Origin of the sequence: Flavobacterium labens (assembly GCF_048286755.1) — a bacterium.
Lineage (GTDB): Bacteria > Bacteroidota > Bacteroidia > Flavobacteriales > Flavobacteriaceae > Flavobacterium.
On the sequence record NZ_JBLVPL010000001.1, the window covers coordinates 709,895 to 727,593 of the forward strand.

General features: G+C 34.3%; 19 protein-coding genes and 1 tRNA gene. 4 read left to right on the forward strand and 16 right to left on the reverse strand.

Annotated elements, in window-relative coordinates:
- Nucleotide 1: 1 nt before the first annotated feature.
- The 8 genes from ACNQF8_RS03030 to pdxA all read right to left on the reverse strand — a co-directional run bounded on the left by ACNQF8_RS03030 (nt 2) and on the right by pdxA (nt 5,870).
- On the reverse strand, nt 2–292 hold the full coding sequence (locus ACNQF8_RS03030; RefSeq protein ID WP_417952879.1) for a hypothetical protein: 291 nt from the start codon (nt 290–292) through the stop codon (nt 2–4).
- 29 nt (nt 293–321) lie between these two features.
- Nucleotides 322–618, reverse strand: coding sequence for a hypothetical protein (locus tag ACNQF8_RS03035; protein WP_315209548.1), 297 nt, complete (start codon nt 616–618; stop codon nt 322–324).
- Between the two features lie 263 nt (nt 619–881).
- Nucleotides 882–2,228, reverse strand: a complete 1,347-nt coding sequence (accC, locus tag ACNQF8_RS03040) for an acetyl-CoA carboxylase biotin carboxylase subunit (protein ID WP_417950741.1) — start codon at nt 2,226–2,228, stop codon at nt 882–884.
- A gap of 84 nt (nt 2,229–2,312) precedes the next feature.
- Nucleotides 2,313–2,792 (reverse strand): acetyl-CoA carboxylase biotin carboxyl carrier protein, encoded by a 480-nt coding sequence (gene accB / locus ACNQF8_RS03045; RefSeq protein ID WP_099714177.1) that lies wholly within the window; start codon nt 2,790–2,792, stop codon nt 2,313–2,315.
- Between the two features lie 23 nt (nt 2,793–2,815).
- Nucleotides 2,816–3,814: a beta-ketoacyl-ACP synthase III gene (locus ACNQF8_RS03050; RefSeq protein ID WP_417950742.1), complete on the reverse strand. Its 999-nt coding sequence runs from the start codon at nt 3,812–3,814 to the stop codon at nt 2,816–2,818.
- A 174-nt stretch (nt 3,815–3,988) separates the two neighbouring features.
- Entirely contained in the window at nt 3,989–4,183 is a 195-nt protein-coding gene (gene rpmF / locus ACNQF8_RS03055; RefSeq protein WP_007137315.1) for a 50S ribosomal protein L32, read from the reverse strand.
- A gap of 9 nt (nt 4,184–4,192) precedes the next feature.
- Nucleotides 4,193–4,735 carry a YceD family protein gene (locus tag ACNQF8_RS03060; RefSeq protein ID WP_417952880.1) on the reverse strand — a complete coding sequence of 181 codons (543 nt, stop codon included), beginning with the start codon at nt 4,733–4,735 and terminating at the stop codon, nt 4,193–4,195.
- 85 nt (nt 4,736–4,820) lie between these two features.
- Nucleotides 4,821–5,870, reverse strand: a complete 1,050-nt coding sequence (pdxA, locus tag ACNQF8_RS03065; protein ID WP_417950744.1) for a 4-hydroxythreonine-4-phosphate dehydrogenase PdxA — start codon at nt 5,868–5,870, stop codon at nt 4,821–4,823.
- A gap of 58 nt (nt 5,871–5,928) precedes the next feature.
- Here pdxA and ACNQF8_RS03070 point away from each other — a divergent pair, with 58 nt between their 5' ends.
- Nucleotides 5,929–6,516 carry a riboflavin synthase gene (locus tag ACNQF8_RS03070; RefSeq protein WP_417950745.1) on the forward strand — a complete coding sequence of 196 codons (588 nt, stop codon included), beginning with the start codon at nt 5,929–5,931 and terminating at the stop codon, nt 6,514–6,516.
- Between the two features lie 32 nt (nt 6,517–6,548).
- On the opposite strand, the gene ACNQF8_RS03075 is transcribed toward ACNQF8_RS03070, so the two are convergent.
- The 3 genes from ACNQF8_RS03075 to mce form a co-directional block, all read right to left on the reverse strand.
- Nucleotides 6,549–6,779, reverse strand: a complete 231-nt coding sequence (locus tag ACNQF8_RS03075) for a hypothetical protein (protein WP_417950746.1) — start codon at nt 6,777–6,779, stop codon at nt 6,549–6,551.
- Between the two features lie 158 nt (nt 6,780–6,937).
- Nucleotides 6,938–7,011, reverse strand: a tRNA-Ile gene (locus ACNQF8_RS03080).
- 142 nt (nt 7,012–7,153) lie between these two features.
- Nucleotides 7,154–7,555, reverse strand: a complete 402-nt coding sequence (gene mce / locus ACNQF8_RS03085) for a methylmalonyl-CoA epimerase (RefSeq protein ID WP_417950747.1) — start codon at nt 7,553–7,555, stop codon at nt 7,154–7,156.
- 210 nt (nt 7,556–7,765) lie between these two features.
- On the opposite strand from mce, the gene ACNQF8_RS03090 reads away from it, so the two are divergent.
- Nucleotides 7,766–9,430, forward strand: a complete 1,665-nt coding sequence (locus ACNQF8_RS03090; RefSeq protein WP_417952881.1) for an Ig-like domain-containing domain — start codon at nt 7,766–7,768, stop codon at nt 9,428–9,430.
- Nucleotides 9,431–9,432: 2 nt separating this feature from the next.
- On the opposite strand, the gene ACNQF8_RS03095 is transcribed toward ACNQF8_RS03090, so the two are convergent.
- On the reverse strand, nt 9,433–10,203 hold the full coding sequence (locus tag ACNQF8_RS03095) for an amidohydrolase (protein WP_417950749.1): 771 nt from the start codon (nt 10,201–10,203) through the stop codon (nt 9,433–9,435).
- A gap of 70 nt (nt 10,204–10,273) precedes the next feature.
- Here ACNQF8_RS03095 and ACNQF8_RS03100 point away from each other — a divergent pair, with 70 nt between their 5' ends.
- On the forward strand, nt 10,274–10,837 hold the full coding sequence (locus ACNQF8_RS03100) for a hypothetical protein (RefSeq protein ID WP_417952882.1): 564 nt from the start codon (nt 10,274–10,276) through the stop codon (nt 10,835–10,837).
- Between the two features lie 82 nt (nt 10,838–10,919).
- Here ACNQF8_RS03100 and ACNQF8_RS03105 read toward each other — a convergent pair whose 3' ends face one another.
- Genes ACNQF8_RS03105 through ACNQF8_RS03115 form a run of 3 tightly spaced genes read right to left on the reverse strand, consistent with a single transcriptional unit; the run spans nt 10,920 to nt 14,398 of the window.
- Nucleotides 10,920–11,666: a succinate dehydrogenase/fumarate reductase iron-sulfur subunit gene (locus tag ACNQF8_RS03105; protein WP_196851235.1), complete on the reverse strand. Its 747-nt coding sequence runs from the start codon at nt 11,664–11,666 to the stop codon at nt 10,920–10,922.
- Nucleotides 11,667–11,719: 53 nt separating this feature from the next.
- The gene (locus ACNQF8_RS03110) at nt 11,720–13,720 is read right to left on the reverse strand and encodes a fumarate reductase/succinate dehydrogenase flavoprotein subunit (RefSeq protein WP_417950751.1); all 2,001 of its coding nucleotides are present in this window, start codon (nt 13,718–13,720) and stop codon (nt 11,720–11,722) included.
- A gap of 12 nt (nt 13,721–13,732) precedes the next feature.
- Nucleotides 13,733–14,398, reverse strand: coding sequence for a succinate dehydrogenase cytochrome b subunit (locus ACNQF8_RS03115; protein ID WP_417950752.1), 666 nt, complete (start codon nt 14,396–14,398; stop codon nt 13,733–13,735).
- Between the two features lie 369 nt (nt 14,399–14,767).
- Here ACNQF8_RS03115 and ACNQF8_RS03120 point away from each other — a divergent pair, with 369 nt between their 5' ends.
- Nucleotides 14,768–16,129: a hydroxymethylglutaryl-CoA synthase family protein gene (locus tag ACNQF8_RS03120; RefSeq protein WP_417952883.1), complete on the forward strand. Its 1,362-nt coding sequence runs from the start codon at nt 14,768–14,770 to the stop codon at nt 16,127–16,129.
- Nucleotides 16,130–16,204: 75 nt separating this feature from the next.
- On the opposite strand, the gene ACNQF8_RS03125 is transcribed toward ACNQF8_RS03120, so the two are convergent.
- Nucleotides 16,205–17,686, reverse strand: coding sequence for a helix-turn-helix domain-containing protein (locus ACNQF8_RS03125; protein ID WP_417950754.1), 1,482 nt, complete (start codon nt 17,684–17,686; stop codon nt 16,205–16,207).
- Between the last annotated feature and the right edge of the window lie 13 nt (nt 17,687–17,699).

The following is a 17,699-nucleotide window of genomic DNA, read 5'->3' on the forward strand; positions in this document are numbered from 1 at the left end:
ATTATTTATTTATCCAGTTGCCATTAGCATCTGAATAAACAGTAGCTTTCTGGCCTCCAACTGTAATCTCTAATTTGTATTCTTTCTTTGCATTTATATATGCTTTTCCAAGAACTGCTCCCGGATGTGCTGTTTCTAATGCTTTTTTCACAGCGTCTGGAACTGTTTCTACTTCAGCATAACCTTCTTGAAATAATGAGGATTGAACTTGAAAATTCTGATTTGGAACTGTAGTCGCAAATGCTGATAAACTTCCCAAAACGATTGCTGCTGATACCATTAACTTTTTCATACTATTTGTTTTAATTAATTATTCTAATTTTATTTTTTAATCCATTTTCCATTTGCATCCGCAAAAAGATTTCCTTTTTTATCCCCAATAGTTACATCTAGTTTGTATTCTTTGGCAGCATTTATATATGCTTTGTCCAGAACAGCATCAGGATAAGCCGTTTTTAATGCCGCTTTTATTGCCTCAGGAACTTCTTCCAGTTTTACTTCAGAATATTCTTCTTGAATTGATGTTGTTTTGACATCCTCATTAGTTGCAGGAATAGTGCTTGCAAATGTTGATAAACTTCCTAATAGAATTGCTGCTGATAAGATTAACTTTTTCATAGTATTTAAATTTTAATTATTTATTTGTTATTGTTACTTAAGACAAAGAAATAATTATACCAATCTTTTAAAGCAACACATCGCATCGTTAAAGTGCTAAAAAACAATGCCTTAAAAATAACTACTGAATTAAAACACATGAAAGATGTATAAATACTGGGGGCAAAGTGTATAAAAATTACACACTTTGCCCCAGTATCAAAATTATAATAAACAAAAAAACCTTGCATCGCTGCAAGGTTTTGTATTAAATAAAGTATTTTTTATTCCGGATCATTCATTTTGAAAGTATCCATAAATGCCGTAGTGTACTCTCCTGCTATATAACGAGGATCGTCCATTAATTGTCTATGAAATGGAATTGTCGTTTTTATTCCTTCGATTACAAATTCATCCAAGGCTCTTCTCATTTTACTAATAGCTTCCTCACGAGATTGAGCTGTAGTAATAAGTTTTGCAATCATTGAATCGTAATTTGGCGGAATAGTATACCCTGAATACACGTGAGTATCTAAACGAACTCCATGTCCACCGGGCATATGTAATGTTGTGATTTTTCCTGGAGACGGACGGAAATCATTATAAGGATCTTCTGCATTAATTCTGCATTCGATCGCATGTAATTGTGGCAAATAGTTTTTACCAGAAATAGGTACTCCAGCGGCAACCATAATTTGCTCACGTATCAAGTCATAATCAATAACCTGCTCCGTAATTGGGTGTTCTACTTGAATACGGGTGTTCATTTCCATAAAGTAGAAATTACGGTGTTTATCCACCAAAAATTCTACCGTTCCAGCGCCTTCATATTTAATGTATTCTGCTGCTTTTACAGCTGCTTCACCCATCTTTTCACGCAATTCATCTGTCATAAACGGAGATGGAGTCTCTTCGGTTAATTTTTGATGACGTCTTTGTACTGAACAATCTCTTTCAGAAAGATGACATGCTTTCCCGTAAGAATCTCCTACTACTTGAATCTCAATGTGGCGAGGCTCTTCGATTAATTTCTCAAGATACATTCCATCATTTCCAAAAGCTGCTGCAGATTCCTGACGTGCACCTTCCCAAGCTTTTAACAATTCATCTTCTTTCCAAACGGCTCTCATTCCTTTTCCACCACCACCAGCAGTTGCTTTAAGCATTACTGGATAACCAAAATCTCTTGATAATTGTAAGGCTTGTTCGTATGATTCTAAAATTCCAACTGAACCAGGAACACAAGGAACACCTGCTTCAATCATCGTAGCTTTTGCGGAAGCTTTGTCTCCCATTCTATCAATCATCTCTGGAGAAGCTCCAATGAATTTGATACCATGTTCTTGACAAATTTTAGAAAATTTAGAATTTTCAGAAAGGAATCCGTATCCTGGATGTATTGCATCTGCATTAGTGATTTCGGCAGCGGCAATAATATTTGACATTTTTAAATAGGACAAGTTGCTTGGAGGTGGCCCAATACAAACCGCTTCGTCAGCAAACTTTACATGTAGACTTTCGGCATCAGCAGTAGAATAAACGGCTACTGTTTTTATACCCATTTCCTTGCATGTTCTAATTACGCGTAACGCAATTTCCCCTCTGTTGGCAATCAATATTTTTTTAAACATCTTTTTTTGAAATTTTAAATGTAGAATTTTAAATCTTAAATTATTTCAAATAACGAAAACTCATCATTCAAAATTTATAATTTATTATGATGGATCTACTAAGAATAAAGGTTGGTCAAATTCTACTGGCGACATATCGTCAACCAATATTTTTACAATTTTACCAGAAACTTCAGATTCAATTTCATTAAATAATTTCATGGCTTCAATTACACAAAGTACGTCACCTTTAGAAATTGTTTTACCTACTTCAACAAACATTGGTTTATCTGGAGATGGTTTTCTATAAAAAGTTCCAATGATTGGAGATTTTATGGTGATATAGTGTGCGTTTTCTACTACTGGAACTTCTGGAGCTGCTGCAACCGGAGCAATTTGTTGCGGTGCTGCTGCTTGTGGAAGTGTAGCTTGAGCTGGCATTTGTTGAACATACGTGGTCTCAGTTACATTCCCCTCTAAAGTTGTTCTGATGGTGATTTTTACATCATCCATCTCTAATTTAACTTCTGCAACTCCTGAATTTGCTACAAACTTGATTAGATTTTGAATTTCTTTTAAATCCATAATTATTTGTTTTTAGTTTAAATTTATTTTTTATCGTATGCCCATTTTAGATATATAGATCCCCAAGTGAATCCACCTCCAAAAGCAGCTAAAATTATCGTATCTCCTTTTTTGAATAAATGTTCAAAATCATTAAGGACTAATGGTAAAGTCGCAGAAGTTGTGTTTCCGTATTTTTCAATATTCATCAGAACTTTAGAATCTTCTAAATTCATTCTATTTGCAGTTGCATCGATAATACGTTTGTTGGCTTGATGAGGAACTAACCAATCAACATTTTCATTTGTTAAATTATTTCTTTTCAGAATTAATTCACTTGAATCAGCCATATTAGTTACAGCATATTTAAATACCGTTTTTCCGTCTTGAATAATATTGTGTTTATTATCTCTTACCGTTTCAAGAGAAGAAGGAAGTAAAGAACCACCAGCATCAATTTTTAAAAAATCTCTTCCGATTCCATCACTGCGCAAGTATTCGTCTTGCAATCCTAATCCTTCATAATTAGGCTCAAACAATACTGCTCCAGCTCCGTCTCCAAAAATAATACAAGTTGATCTATCCGTATAATCTACGATAGAAGACATTTTATCAGCACCAATCAAGAGTACCTTCTTGTATCTTCCGGACTGAATATAAGCTGCTGCCGTTGACATTCCAAATAAGAAACTGGAACATGCTGCTTGCAAATCATATGCAAAAGCATTTAAAGCGCCTATTTCGGTTGCTACATATACACCTGTTGCAGCCACTGGCATATCTGGCGTTGCAGTTGCCATTATCAACAAGTCTATTTCTAGAGGATTAATATTAGCTTTAGCTAATAAATCTTGTGCAGCTTTTATGGCTAAAAAAGAAGTTCCTTTACCCTCTTCTTTGAGGATTCTTCTTTCTTTTATTCCTGTACGAGAGGTTATCCACTCATCATTGGTCTCAACCATGGCCTCAAGAGCTTTGTTTGTCAAAACAAAGTCTGGAACATAGGCTCCAACAGCGGTTATTGCGGCTGTAATTGTATTCATTTTATGCGATTATTTTTTGTCAAATGTTTTCATTTGAAAAATTTTTAAAAGACTTGAAAATTACAAAAAAAAAATTCCATTTTCATTGATTTGGAACTTCTTATTTAACGAAAATTATAAACAACAAAAAAACTCTCACGATGTGAGAGTTCGAATATCATTTACAAAAATGTATTAAGCAACAGCTACAGATTTATCTATAACAACTTGCCCTCTGTAATACATTTTACCTTCGTGCCAGTAAGCTCTATGGTATAAATGCGCTTCTCCTGTAATAGGACAAGTAGCAATCTGTGCTACAGTAGCTTTGTAATGTGTTCTTCTTTTATCTCTTCTTGTTTTGGAGATTTTTCTCTTAGGATGCGCCATTTTACTATATTATTTATCCGTTAATAGTTGCTTTAATTTGTCCCAACGCGGGTCAATATTTTCTTCTTGTTTATTCTCTTTTTTTTCTTCTTTTACTATCAGTTCATTCAGTTTAGTCAAAGCTTCGGTTTTCAAACTTCCATCTTTAACTCCGGGATGAACTCGTCTTAGAGGCACTGACAACACTATCATTTCATAGATATATTGTGCAATATCTACTTCAAACTCTCCATGAGGTAAAATCAACAATTCTTCATTGTCATTATTATAATCCTCTCCAAAACGAACAATTAATTTCATTTTGCCTTTAACTGGCAGGTCAAAATCTTCGCTTGTTAAATCACAAGGAACATTTACAACACCTTTATGCTTAAAACTTAACTCTAATAGCGTACTTTTTTTCTCTAAAACTACATTTACTTTGATATTTGAATCTTGATATTCATTATAATCAAAGATTTCAAAGAACGAATTATTTATTTGATACTCAAAATGATGTTTTCCTAGCTTTAATCCTATAAAAGGTATTAAAAATTCTTTTGTCTTCTTCATTTCAACAACATTTTGACCCTAAACTTCGGGAGTGCAAAGATATAAAATTATTGCAAATCTAATAATGTTATTCACTTTTTTTTGTTCACAACTGTTTTTCTTTTGTTTTCAATGGCTTCACACTAATTTCGGCATATTGATTTCTCGAATGATAAATATCAATTGCCAGATAAACGGCCTCTTTAAATGAGTTAAAATCAGCCACTCCCTTTCCCGCTATATCATAAGCCGTACCATGATCTGGCGACGTTCTTATTTTATTCAAACCAGCCGTATAATTCACTCCATTCCCAAAAGATAATGTTTTGAAAGGAATCAAACCCTGATCGTGATACGCCGCTATAATAGCATCATATTTTTCATACTGATTACTTCCAAAAAAACCATCAGCAGCAAAAGGACCAAACACTAAAGTTCCCTTGTCAAATATTTTTTTCAATGTTGGTTTTATAATCAAATCATCCTCAGTACCAATAACTCCTCCATCACCGCAATGCGGATTCAATCCCAAAACAGCTATTTTTGGCTTATTAATGCTAAAATCCTGTATCAATGATTGCTTAACCGTTCCGATTTTTCTTTTAATCAATTCTTCCGTAAGATGAGAAGCCACTTCACTTAACGGAATATGATCCGTCAAGAGCCCAACTCTTAAATTATCCTGAACCATCAACATAAGTGCATTTCCTTCAAGTTCTTGGTCTAAATAATCCGTATGCCCCGGAAATTTAAACTCTTCTGACTGGATATTGTACTTATTTATAGGCGCAGTTACCAATACATCTACAAGACCATCCTTTAAAGCTTTGGTAGCCGCAACAAATGATTTTATAGCATATTCACCTGCCTTTGCATCATTTACTCCAAGATTTAAATCAACCCCTTCTCTCCAAACATTTAAAACATTAATCTTTCCTGGTATAATCTGATCCAGTTTATCAATTCCATGCAATAAAGAAGCCGACTGAAAGCTTTTCTTCACAAAAGACAATAACTTAACATTAGCAAAGATAACAGGAGTACACAACTCTAACATACGAGAATCCTCGAATGTTTTTAAAACAACCTCGCTTCCAATACCGTTTAAATCTCCTATAGAAATCCCAACGATTATATTTTCTGCTTTTTTCATCATGATCTAACGTTATTTATTGCTAATTTTGAAGTGCAAATTTAGTAAAATAAAACAAGAAATGTTTACAGGAATTATAGAAACCCTTGGTGTAATCCAAGAAATAAAAAAAGAGAACAGTAATGTTCATATAACGATGAATTCATCGATTACCAGCGAACTGCAAATTGACCAAAGCGTTGCTCACAACGGAATTTGCCTCACTGTTGTTGCTATCAACGATATTTTTTATACCGTGACCGCCATAGATGAAACGATAAAAAAAACAAATTTAGCCGATTGGAAAGTTGGAGACAGCGTTAACTTAGAAAGAGCGATGAAACTTGGCGACAGACTTGACGGACACATCGTACAAGGCCACGTTGACCAAACAGGAACCTGCATCACCGCTGAACAAACCGATGGAAGCTGGCTTTACATCTTTGAATACGATGAAAAACTAAACAATATCACTATCGAAAAAGGTTCAATTACCGTAAATGGCGTAAGTTTAACCGTTGTGAATTCTAAAAAAAATCAGTTTAGCGTAGCCATAATCCCTTATACACATGAGCATACCAATTTCAAAAACTTCGAAGTTGGCACAAAAATAAACCTTGAATTTGATGTGATTGGCAAATACGTTTCTCGATTATACGCTAACAAATAACACCCTTAGATGTTAAAAACAAAAACCCCAATTTAAATTGGGGTTTTTGTTTTTAACATATTACTATAAACGATATAAATTCCAAATAACAATGCAATTGCAATTATAATAACACTATTTTCATCAATAGACAATCCAGGTGGTGGTGGCGGTTTTTTTGCCGTAGGTGCCGGAGGACCAGACCCACCAGGACCAGCAAAAACATCCATAATCCCAAAAAGGAAAATGATTAAAAAATAAAATTTATTTGACTCAATCTTCATCGGCTTCAAAAATAGTAAATTTAATGAAATAAAAAAATCTATAAAACCATTAAACATAAAGTACTTATTCCTAATACACAAAGATACGTGTTTTAGTCCAATTTGGTTTTTAGTAAAAAAAGAAAACCCTCTAAAACATTTGTCTTAGAGGGTTTTTGTGGTCCCACCTGGGCTCGAACCAGGGACCACCTGATTATGAGTCAGGTGCTCTAACCAGCTGAGCTATAGGACCGGTTAAGAGTGTGCAATATTACCACTATTTTTCATTTGCTCCAAATATTTTTGACTTAGATTTTAATATAGTTCAATTATTAACTTTTTTCAAAGAGAAACCAACTGAATATTAGAACACTACCCATTTATGGATACTTAAATTATTTTATTTCTTGACACAATTCAATCAATACACCATTGGTGCTTTTTGGATGTAAAAATGCAACAAGCTTATTATCAGCGCCTTTTTTTGGAATTTCATTCAAGACTACAAAACCTCCCATTTTTAGACGTGCTATTTCAGCTACAATATCTTCTACATCAAAAGCGATGTGATGAATTCCCTCTCCCTTTTTTTCCAGAAACTTAGCAATGGGACTATCCGGATTAGTTGCAGCAAGAAGTTCAATTTTATTGGGTCCATTCATAAAAAAAGAAGTTGTCACACCTTCGCTTTCTACATCTTCAAATTTATAAGCCGGGGCACCAAAGAGTTTTTCAAAAACTAAATTTGAAACCTCTAAGTCTTTAACCGCAATCCCTATATGTTCTATTTTTCTCATTTTTTATACTATCAATTCAACGTTGGTTTTAAACTCAAGCAGTAAGTCAGCCGTACTGAAATTTATTTGACGTAAATTTAAACATTAAAAACAAAAAAAGGAAGCATTCTAGAAAAGTAAGCGGAATTCAGTCGCTCATAATAATTCTATAAAAAATTTCGATTGCATGAATTATAATTGTTATTTTGTAGATTCTAATTATGATTTGATATGTTGAAAAACAATTTAAAATACACCTTCTTTCTATTGCTTTTAATTACTGTTGGATGTGCAAAAAGAGGCTCCATCACTGGCGGTTTGAAAGATACCATTGCACCGGTTTTAAAAATAAGCTTTCCTGAAAATTTTAGCAAAAATTTCAAAGGAAACGAAATCAAATTAGTTTTTGACGAGAACATTAAACTTAAAAACCTCAACAAGCAATTGATTATTTCACCTCCCATGAAATACGAACCATCAATTCTGCCTACTACTCCAAGTAAAACGATTACCATAAAAATCAAAGATACATTACAACCTAATACTACTTACAGCTTTAATTTTGGACAAAGCATCGCAGATAATAATGAAGGAAATCCATTCAATCAGTTCAAATATGTATTTTCAACAGGAGATTATATTGATTCTTTAAGCCTTGGCGGAACTGTAAAAAGCGCTTATGACAAAGAAGTGGAATCATTCGTTTCGGTTATGCTGTATGACGTGAATGACACTTTTAAGGATTCGGTAGTCTATAATGAGAATCCAAGATATGTGACTAATACATTAGACAGTCTGAAGACTTTTCGTTTTGAAAATTTAAAAGCCGGAAAATATCTTCTTGTAGCCATGAAAGACTACAACAGCAATAATAAATACAATCCAAAAACGGATAAAATAGGATTCAGTAAAGAATTTATCACTATCCCAAACGACACGCTTTACGAGTTGGAATTATTCAAGGAAACGCTCCCTTTTAAAACTTTCAAACCAAGCCAAGCTTCTGGAAACAGATTGTTATTAGGATACGAAGGCGTTGTAAATTCAGCTGCTGCCCGACCAAAATTAATATTGAGAAACAACACTGAAGTTCTTTCCAATATCATTACTAAATTCCCAAAAAAGGATTCTCTAAAAGTTTGGTACAAACCCATCAAAGTAGATTCGCTAAATTTGGCTGTAGCCAAAGATAAATATGAAGCCAATTTCACCTTTAAAATAAAAGACCAAAAAAAGGATACCTTAAGTATCTCTGCCTTACAAACTGGCAACTTAAAATTTCGTGAGCGTTTTACATTAGAAAGCTCAACTCCATTAATCCGCATTGAGAATTCTAAAATAAATTTAATCAACAATGCAAAAACTGCAGTACCTTTTACCACTGAATACGACGAATTTAATCAGAAATTGTATTTTGACTTTAAAAAGGAGCCCTCAGAAAATTACACTTTTGAACTTTTGCCTGGAGCGTTAACTGATTTTTTCGAAAAATCGAATGACACTTTAACATATAAATTAAGCACTAAAAGCACTGCTGATTACGGGAATCTTACCGTTGTATTAGAAAATATAAAAGAATTTCCTGTCATTATAGAACTGACAAATATAAAAGGCGATGTTTTGGCAACTGAATACATTGAAAAAAACACCACGGTAGAATTTAATTTAATCGAACCTGCGCTTTATACATTACGTGTTATTTATGACACTAATAAAAACAAGGAATGGGATTCCGGTAACTATTTAGAAAAACGCCAGGCCGAGGAAGTGATCTATTTTTCCAAAGAAATCGATGTTCGATCCAATTGGGATGTAAATCAAATTTTTGACTTGAGTATTCCTTACACTCCCGAACCTAAAAAGAAAACAGACAAGAAAACTGATAAGAAAAACTAGAGCTAAATATTTTTTATTTCAAAAGAATCTCTGTCGTTCAAAAAACCTAATTTTCGTCTGGTTTCCAGCATTTTTTCTTTATCTAATACTACTAAAAAAGAACTTTCAGATTCTTCTGGCTCCAAGACATAATTCCCAAGAAAATCGACTGCTTGCGAGTGACCAATGTATTCGTAACCATTTGCATCAGTACCGATTCTATTGACCCCAATTGCATAACTCATGTTTTCTATCGCTCTGGCTTTCAACAAAGCATCCCAAGCATTCGTTCTGATTTTTGGCCAACTTGCCACATAAATTAACAAGTCATAATCCTCTGAATTTCTGGAAAAAGCAGGAAATCGCAAATCATAACAAATCAACGGACAAATTTTCCAACCCAAATAGTCTACCACTATTTTTTGATTGCCACTTGTATAGACTTTGTCTTCTCCAGCCAAAGTAAATAAATGCCTTTTATCATAAAACTGAATTTCTCCGGAAGGAAATACAAATACTAATCGATTGTAAAAATTTCCATTTTCCTTTATAACTAAACTTCCCGTAAAAGCACAGTTCCTACCTTTCGCCAACGCTTTAAGCCAAGTTATTGTTTCGCCTTGCATTGTTTCAGCTACAGTCTCAGGGCTCATTGTGAAACCGCTTGTAAACATTTCCGGCAATACAATTAAATCAATATTTTCAGTAATTGAATTGATTTTCGCTTCGAAATAATCACGATTTGAATTTGGGTTTTCCCAAATTAAAGGAGCTTGAATTAGGGTGACTTGCATGATTTTATTTTTTATAAAAATAAGAAATATCACAATACCATAAGTTCATTATATTAGCAAAAACAACTTTATGAAAAAGATACTTCTTGTATACACACTGTTATGCTCTATTTTGATTTTTGGCCAAGAAAAATCAGGAGCAAAACAATTTTGGGAAAACCTGCAAAAACAATGCGGAAAATCCTTTGAAGGAGAAGTCAAAGAAGGCGCTGCCAATGACACTTTTCGGGATAAAAAACTAGTAATGCACGTTCGCAATTGCGATGAGAACACGATTCGAATTCCGTTTTTTGTAGGAGATGACAAATCGAGAACTTGGGTGTTAACCTATAAAAATGACCGTATTCAATTGAAACACGACCACCGCCACGAAGACGGTTCCGAAGATAAGGTGACTCAATACGGTGGAACAACCTCTAATTCTGGTTCATCAACGCTTCAGTTTTTTCCGGCAGATCAACAAACTTGTGATTTGATTCCAAATGCTTCCGCAAATGTATGGTGGATCACTTTAGACGAAACTTCTTTTACTTATAATCTAAGACGCATCGGTTCAGACCGATTGTTTACCGTGAAATTTGACTTGACAAAAACAGTCGCAACACCTTCAGCACCTTGGGGATGGAAAGATTAATTTAAGATTGATTATTTTGCACAAAAAAAAACGCATTCAACTTTGACATTGAATGCGTTTTTTAATTATATACTTTGAATTTTTATCCTTTTAAACTTGCAGATAAATATTCTCTATTCATTCTGGCAATATTTTCAAGAGAAATTCCTTTTGGACATTCTACTTCACAAGCTCCAGTATTGGTACAGTTACCAAAACCTTCAGCATCCATTTGAGCAACCATGTTCATTACACGGTCAGCAGCTTCTACTTTCCCTTGCGGTAATAAAGCAAACTGAGACACTTTTGCAGAAACAAATAACATAGCAGAAGAGTTTTTACAACTCGCCACACAAGCTCCACAACCAATGCATGTAGCTGCATCAAAAGCTCTGTCAGCATCATGTTTAGGAATAGGAATTGTATTGGCATCGATAGTGTTTCCAGATGTGTTCACAGAAATAAACCCACCAGATTGCTGGATTCTATCGAATGCACCTCTATCAACTACTAAATCTTTAATTACCGGGAAAGCTTTTGCTCTAAACGGCTCGATAAAAATAGTGTCTCCATCTTTAAATTTACGCATGTGCAATTGACAAGTCGTAACCAAACGGTCAGGACCATGTGCTTCACCATTGATGTATAACGAACACATTCCGCAAATTCCTTCACGACAATCATGGTCAAATGCAACGGTATCTTCTCCCTTTACGATTAACTCATCGTTCAAAATGTCAAGCATTTCAAGAAAAGACATATCTGGTTCAATTCCGTCAATTGGATATTCAACTATTTTTCCTTCTGCAGCGGCATTTTTCTGACGCCATATTTTTAATGTAAGTTTCATTTTTTTTGTAAGTATTAAGTATTAAGAATTAAGTATCGAGACTTTTCTAAATACTATTTATAACTTCTTTGAACTAGTTTAACATTCTCGAATTTCAACTCTTCTTTGTGCAACACTGCATCGCTAGGGCTACCTTTGTATTCCCATGCTGCAACATATGCAAAATTTTCGTCGTCACGCTGTGCTTCACCTTCTGGCGTTTGATACTCTTCACGGAAGTGACCTCCACAAGATTCATTTCTATGTAAAGCATCTTTAGCAAACAACTCTCCCAATTCAAGGAAATCTGCAATACGAAGCGCCTTAGCTAGTTCAGTATTGAAACTATTAGCTGTTCCAGGAATTTTCACCTCTTTGTAAAATTCTTCTCTAATTGCTGCAATTTCACTTTGTGCTTCGGTTAAACCTTTAGCATTACGAGCCATTCCAACTTTGTCCCACATGATTTTCCCTAATTTCTTATGGAAGTAATCTGCTGGTTTAGAACCGCCGTTATTCATTAAAGCTTCAATCTGTTGCTTAACGTTGTTTTCCGCTTGCTCAAATTCCGGTAAATCAGTAGAGACAGTCCCCATTTTAATGTCTGGCGCTAAATAATCTCCAATTGTATATGGAAGAACGAAATATCCATCAGCTAAACCTTGCATCAATGCAGAAGCTCCTAATCTATTTGCTCCGTGATCTGAAAAGTTAGATTCTCCAATAGAGAAACAACCCGGAATTGTAGTTTGTAAGTTATAATCAACCCAAGTTCCTCCCATTGTGTAGTGTACAGCTGGGTAAATCATCATAGGAGTTGAATATGGATTCTCATCCACAATTTTCTCATACATTTGGAACAAGTTACCATACTTATTAGCAACAACTTCAGTTCCTAATTTAATAACTAAAGCTTTATCATTCTCGTCTAAATGCTTTAATCTTGCTTGATCCACTCCGTATCTTTCAATTGCCGCAGCAAAATCAAGGTAAACAGCTTCTCCTGTTTTATTAACACCAAAACCTGCATCACATCTTTCTTTAGCAGCACGAGAAGCGATATCTCTAGGTACTAAATTTCCAAAAGCAGGATATCTTCTTTCTAAATAATAATCTCTGTCCGCTTCTACAATTTGAGTTGGTTTCAATTTCCCTTCTCTAATCGCCTTAGCATCTTCTAATTTTGCAGGAACCCAAATACGTCCGTCATTACGCAACGATTCTGACATTAATGTCAATTTTGCCTGATGATCTCCGGATACAGGAATACAAGTTGGGTGAATTTGCGTATAACAAGGATTTGCAAAATATGCTCCTCTTTTGTGAATTTTCCAAGCTGCTGTAACATTACTTCCCATCGCGTTAGTCGAAAGGAAAAACACGTTTCCGTATCCTCCTGAAGCAATAACTACGGCATGAGCAGAATGTCTTTCGATTTCTCCTGTAACCAGGTTACGAGCGATAATTCCTCTTGCTTTCCCGTTTACGATAACTAAATCCAGCATCTCGTGACGGTTGTGCATTTTTATTTTCCCACGACCTATTTGACGATTCATTGCTGAATACGCTCCTAATAATAATTGTTGTCCTGTTTGTCCTTTAGCATAGAAAGTTCTAGAAACTAATGTACCTCCAAAAGAACGATTGTCTAATAATCCTCCATATTCACGGGCAAAAGGAACTCCTTGAGCCACACACTGGTCAATAATATTAGTAGAAACCTCAGCTAAACGGTGAACGTTTGCTTCACGTGCGCGGTAATCTCCTCCTTTTACAGTATCATAAAACAAACGGAAAGTTGAATCTCCATCTCCTTGATAGTTTTTTGCAGCATTGATTCCCCCTTGTGCAGCAATAGAGTGCGCACGACGTGGTGAATCTTGAAAGCAAAAAGCTTTTACGTTATATCCTAATTCTGCTAAAGTTGCAGCAGCAGAACCTCCAGCAAGACCTGTACCAACTATAATTATATCTAAATTACGTTTGTTAGCAGGGTTTACTAAATTAATATGATCTTTATAATTTGTCCATTTGTCCGCAATTGGACCATTTGGAATTTTTGAATCTAATGCCATTATAATTGAATATTAATGATTGAAATGATGAAAAAGCGCAATAAAAATAAATCCGAAAGGAACTACATAAGCAAACCCTAATCCGAAATTTTTCAATCCTCTAGAATATTTATTATTGAATCCTACCGATTGAAAAGAAGAACTAAATCCATGATTCAAGTGTATTGCTAACAATACAAAAGATAAACAATACAATCCTGTACGAACTGGACTTTCAAATTTTGCAACTAGTTCATGGAAATACCTTGTTTCATCCAATGGACTAACATCTACATACTTATACACCATTTCAGGAACCCAAAAATCGTAAAAATGCAATGCCAAAAACGCTAAAATAACTGAACCGGAAATAATCATGTTTCTTGATGCCCAAGAAGAATTTGCCGCTCCATTATTCTTTGCATAAGCAATAGGTCGGGCACTTCTGTTTTTGAAATCCAAAACAAAACCCATGATAAAGTGAAAAACCACTCCTACAATCAAAATAGGTTGTATTACGAATTGAACTAATGGATTGTTTCCCATAAAATGAGAAATCGAATTAAAAGTGTCGGCACTAAAGACCGATGTCATATTGATAAAAAAATGCTGTGCTAGAAACAACATCAAAAAAAGTCCTGAAAGTGCCATAGCTACTTTTTTTGCTATTGACGATTTCAATAATGCAGATTTTGCCATAAGTTTTATATAATTTGTTTTAAAAAATTCTACAAAAATAAAGCAATTAGACAGTAACTACAACCTTTTCGCTGTTATTTATAATGATTTTAAAGTGTTTTACACAAAACATCAAGAAATCCTTAAATATCAAACATAAATCCAAAAACACCCTGAAAATCAGTTAAACAAAAAAGAAAAAAATCTTAAATAATAGACCACGAAATTGACCGAAAACCAACCCCTAAATAGCTCAAAATTACTAATTCAATAATTTTTATTGTTCTTTATTTCTAAATCAATAAAAACACCAGGCGCCATCAATTTATGTCCCTAAAATAATTGTATCAAGCCTCTGCGTTTTTAACTTTACAAGTTAAAATTTGAAGAATGAAAACAGGAATTGACGCCATCTCTTTTGATGTTGCAAAAATACATTTACCCATAAATACTTTGGCAAAAGCCAGAAATATCGAACCCGAAAAACTGGAAAAAGGACTGGGTTTAATCAAAATGACATTGCCAGACACTCATCAAGACACAGTAGTTTTTGGTGCCAATGCATTGACAAAATTAATTTCAGAGAATAATATCAACCTAAACGAAATCGCCCGAATTTATGTAGGAACCGAAAGCGCCATTGACAGCTCAAAACCAATAAGCTCGTTTTTGATTGCATTGATGGAACAAAAATTTGGAGAAAACACTTTATCAGAATGTGACGTGGTTGATTTTACTTTTGCTTGTATTGGCGGAGTTGATGCCATGCAAAACTGTATTGATTTTGTAACATTGAATCCAACAAAAAAAGCAATTGTTGTCACTACTGATTTTGCTAAATACGATTTAAACTCTACCGGAGAATACACGCAAGGTGCTGGCGCTTTAGCAATGTTGATAACTTCAAACCCAAGAATTATTGCTTTCGAAAACAATTGGGCAACGAGTACAAAAGGAGTTTTTGACTTTTTTAAACCGTTCCGAACGATTTCGAAAACAGCAATTACAGGAAATACAACTAATGAACCCTGGTTTGAAAATTTAGAAAGTGAAGTTGAAATCCACAAAGACCAACCGGTTTTTGACGGTCAATATTCGAATCAATGTTATATGGATCGAACTAGAGACGCTTATTTTTCATTCAAAAAATTAAAAAATACCAACGAAACTGTTTACGATTCCTGGAAAAGCATCGTCATGCACTTGCCTTATGCTTTTCAGGGACGTCGAATGTTGTCTGAAATTTATGCTTTGGACGCTTCCAATACAATTATTTCCGGTAATGAAGATACTTCTGAATACCAAAATAAACTGAAAGAAATCAGCAAATCAGAAGCCTACAAAGAATTTGTAAATAAAAAATTAACGCCTGCAGAAATCGCTTCTTCTCTAATTGGAAATCTATACACAGGTTCTATTTTCATGGGATTACTATCAACTTTGGTTCATTTTTACGATACTAAAAAAGAAATAAGCGATAGTAAATTTGGCTTTCTGGCTTATGGAAGCGGTTCAAAATCAAAAGTTTTTGAAGGAACGATTCAACAAGACTGGAAATTAGCCATTGCTAACGTCAATCTTTTTGAAACATTAGAAGAAAGTTTCGAAATTGACTTTGAAACCTACAATAAACTACACAAAAAGGAACAAAAAACCAGCATTAAAACTCCAAAAAATGAATGGATTTTAGACCGAATTGAAAATGAAATTCCTAATTTAATTGGTGCTCGTTATTACAAATGGGTGGATTAATTTTATATTTCTAAAAAAAGCACCGACAATTCATACTTAAACTTTCGGTGTTTTTTTTTTAAAGACAGTATTCCGCTAACTGAATTTTGCTATGTATTGCTGCACAATTAAATCCGTATTTTCGTTGCGCATTTTTTGCTCTAATTGGATTGGTGGCGAAGCGCGTTCCAAACAATTTTTAACGGCACAAGTTTCACAGGTAACCCCGACAACCTGTTTTTTAATCGAATCATTTTCAATAAACTTGAATTTTTTCTTCATTCCCGGTGTAATCAATATCCCTACAGAAATACTACGGATACAATCTACTTTAAACGGATCCGGCGTTGCTGATGAAAAAACAAGATATTCATTTTTGCTGTTTTCATAACTGGAAATTTGCGCATCAAAAAAATGGTTTTTCTTTTGCTTCAAAGATTCCTCAATCGTTCGTATGGAAACCCATCTTCGGCAGTAATGCTCATTCATTTCATTCGCATGCGGTTCCTGCTGGTTCGTGATATGCAATTCCTTTTTTATCTGATACGTGTCCGTTCCTATTTGATGCGACAATCTCAGAAAGAAAAGATTCTTCAACTGAAAGTCTTTTGGCAAAATATTAGTCAACCTTTGATAGAACGATTCGGGCGAAACATTGAATCCGCTCATCAAAGCAATCATTTCCTGTGGTTTTGGATCTGTTTTAGACAAAAATAAATTCAGTTCATCTATCAGTCTTTGCCTTGGAATTAGCAACGCTCCGGCAAAATAAGAAGCGTAAAAATTATTCAAGACTTGGTCAAAATTATCAAACTTAATCCAGCTGAACGTATACAATCTTTCTGTGATTTCAAGATAATTATAAGCAATTTCTTTAGCTAAGATAAATGCCTTTTGAGGTTCATCAATATCTAAAGAAAGAAGTAACGTTTTACTCTTTGGCACAAAAATCGATCTCAAATCACCCAATTGTTCTTGTTCAGAAAAAACGAGTTCTTTTATCGTATAACCATATTCTTCAATTAGTATCGCCGTAAGTTCTTCAATCGAAATCTTGGTCTCAATATTCACGTGAAAAGCTTTGGAAAACTGCAACACTTTCTGCTCTAAATCTTCAAAATAGTTCGTATGTGCTTCTTGATATGAACGCAACGAAGCCAAAAAGAAACTCTCTCTTGTCAAATTATAATGTTGCGCAATCTCGATAATCGTACTGATAAACGCATTGACTTTTGCAGGAGCATTAGCAATAATATCGATAAGATCGTTTTCCTGAATTCCGAAAATCTCCAGAGGAATCTCTTTTAGAATACCCGATTTTAGGATTTCTCCAATGGGTGCCAGATTATTATCCAGTTTCAACGATACCATATTATCATAGGAAATATCGAGTTTTTCGGCTAACAGAATGATTTTATCCGTTTTTGGATACTTTTTACCTTTTTCAATTTCGTTTAAATACGATTTTGAAAGGTCCGTGATTTTTGCCAAACCAAATAGTGACAGATTCTTATTGGTGCGAGCCTGCTTGAGTTTAAGCCCAAAAATCAACTTGATATAATCCTTTTCTATGTTCATATCTCAAAGATAC

What these genes read in the sequence shown, in the direction of transcription:
- ACNQF8_RS03060 (WP_417952880.1), bottom strand. Translation starts at nt 4,735, where the DNA reads ATGAAGAAGACAAAAGAATTTTTAATACCTTTTATAGGATTAAAGCTA.
- pdxA (WP_417950744.1), bottom strand. Translation starts at nt 5,870, where the DNA reads ATGATGAAAAAAGCAGAAAATATAATCGTTGGGATTTCTATAGGAGAT.
- ACNQF8_RS03120 (WP_417952883.1), top strand. Translation starts at nt 14,768, where the DNA reads ATGAAAACAGGAATTGACGCCATCTCTTTTGATGTTGCAAAAATACAT.
- ACNQF8_RS03075 (WP_417950746.1), bottom strand. Translation starts at nt 6,779, where the DNA reads ATGAAGATTGAGTCAAATAAATTTTATTTTTTAATCATTTTCCTTTTT.
- ACNQF8_RS03095 (WP_417950749.1), bottom strand. Translation starts at nt 10,203, where the DNA reads ATGCAAGTCACCCTAATTCAAGCTCCTTTAATTTGGGAAAACCCAAAT.
- rpmF (WP_007137315.1), bottom strand. Translation starts at nt 4,183, where the DNA reads ATGGCGCATCCTAAGAGAAAAATCTCCAAAACAAGAAGAGATAAAAGA.
- accB (WP_099714177.1), bottom strand. Translation starts at nt 2,792, where the DNA reads ATGGATTTAAAAGAAATTCAAAATCTAATCAAGTTTGTAGCAAATTCA.
- ACNQF8_RS03105 (WP_196851235.1), bottom strand. Translation starts at nt 11,666, where the DNA reads ATGAAACTTACATTAAAAATATGGCGTCAGAAAAATGCCGCTGCAGAA.
- ACNQF8_RS03050 (WP_417950742.1), bottom strand. Translation starts at nt 3,814, where the DNA reads ATGAATACAATTACAGCCGCAATAACCGCTGTTGGAGCCTATGTTCCA.
- ACNQF8_RS03035 (WP_315209548.1), bottom strand. Translation starts at nt 618, where the DNA reads ATGAAAAAGTTAATCTTATCAGCAGCAATTCTATTAGGAAGTTTATCA.
- mce (WP_417950747.1), bottom strand. Translation starts at nt 7,555, where the DNA reads ATGAGAAAAATAGAACATATAGGGATTGCGGTTAAAGACTTAGAGGTT.
- ACNQF8_RS03030 (WP_417952879.1), bottom strand. Translation starts at nt 292, where the DNA reads ATGAAAAAGTTAATGGTATCAGCAGCAATCGTTTTGGGAAGTTTATCA.
- ACNQF8_RS03100 (WP_417952882.1), top strand. Translation starts at nt 10,274, where the DNA reads ATGAAAAAGATACTTCTTGTATACACACTGTTATGCTCTATTTTGATT.
- accC (WP_417950741.1), bottom strand. Translation starts at nt 2,228, where the DNA reads ATGTTTAAAAAAATATTGATTGCCAACAGAGGGGAAATTGCGTTACGC.
- ACNQF8_RS03070 (WP_417950745.1), top strand. Translation starts at nt 5,929, where the DNA reads ATGTTTACAGGAATTATAGAAACCCTTGGTGTAATCCAAGAAATAAAA.
- ACNQF8_RS03090 (WP_417952881.1), top strand. Translation starts at nt 7,766, where the DNA reads ATGTTGAAAAACAATTTAAAATACACCTTCTTTCTATTGCTTTTAATT.
- ACNQF8_RS03125 (WP_417950754.1), bottom strand. Translation starts at nt 17,686, where the DNA reads ATGAACATAGAAAAGGATTATATCAAGTTGATTTTTGGGCTTAAACTC.
- ACNQF8_RS03110 (WP_417950751.1), bottom strand. Translation starts at nt 13,720, where the DNA reads ATGGCATTAGATTCAAAAATTCCAAATGGTCCAATTGCGGACAAATGG.
- ACNQF8_RS03115 (WP_417950752.1), bottom strand. Translation starts at nt 14,398, where the DNA reads ATGGCAAAATCTGCATTATTGAAATCGTCAATAGCAAAAAAAGTAGCT.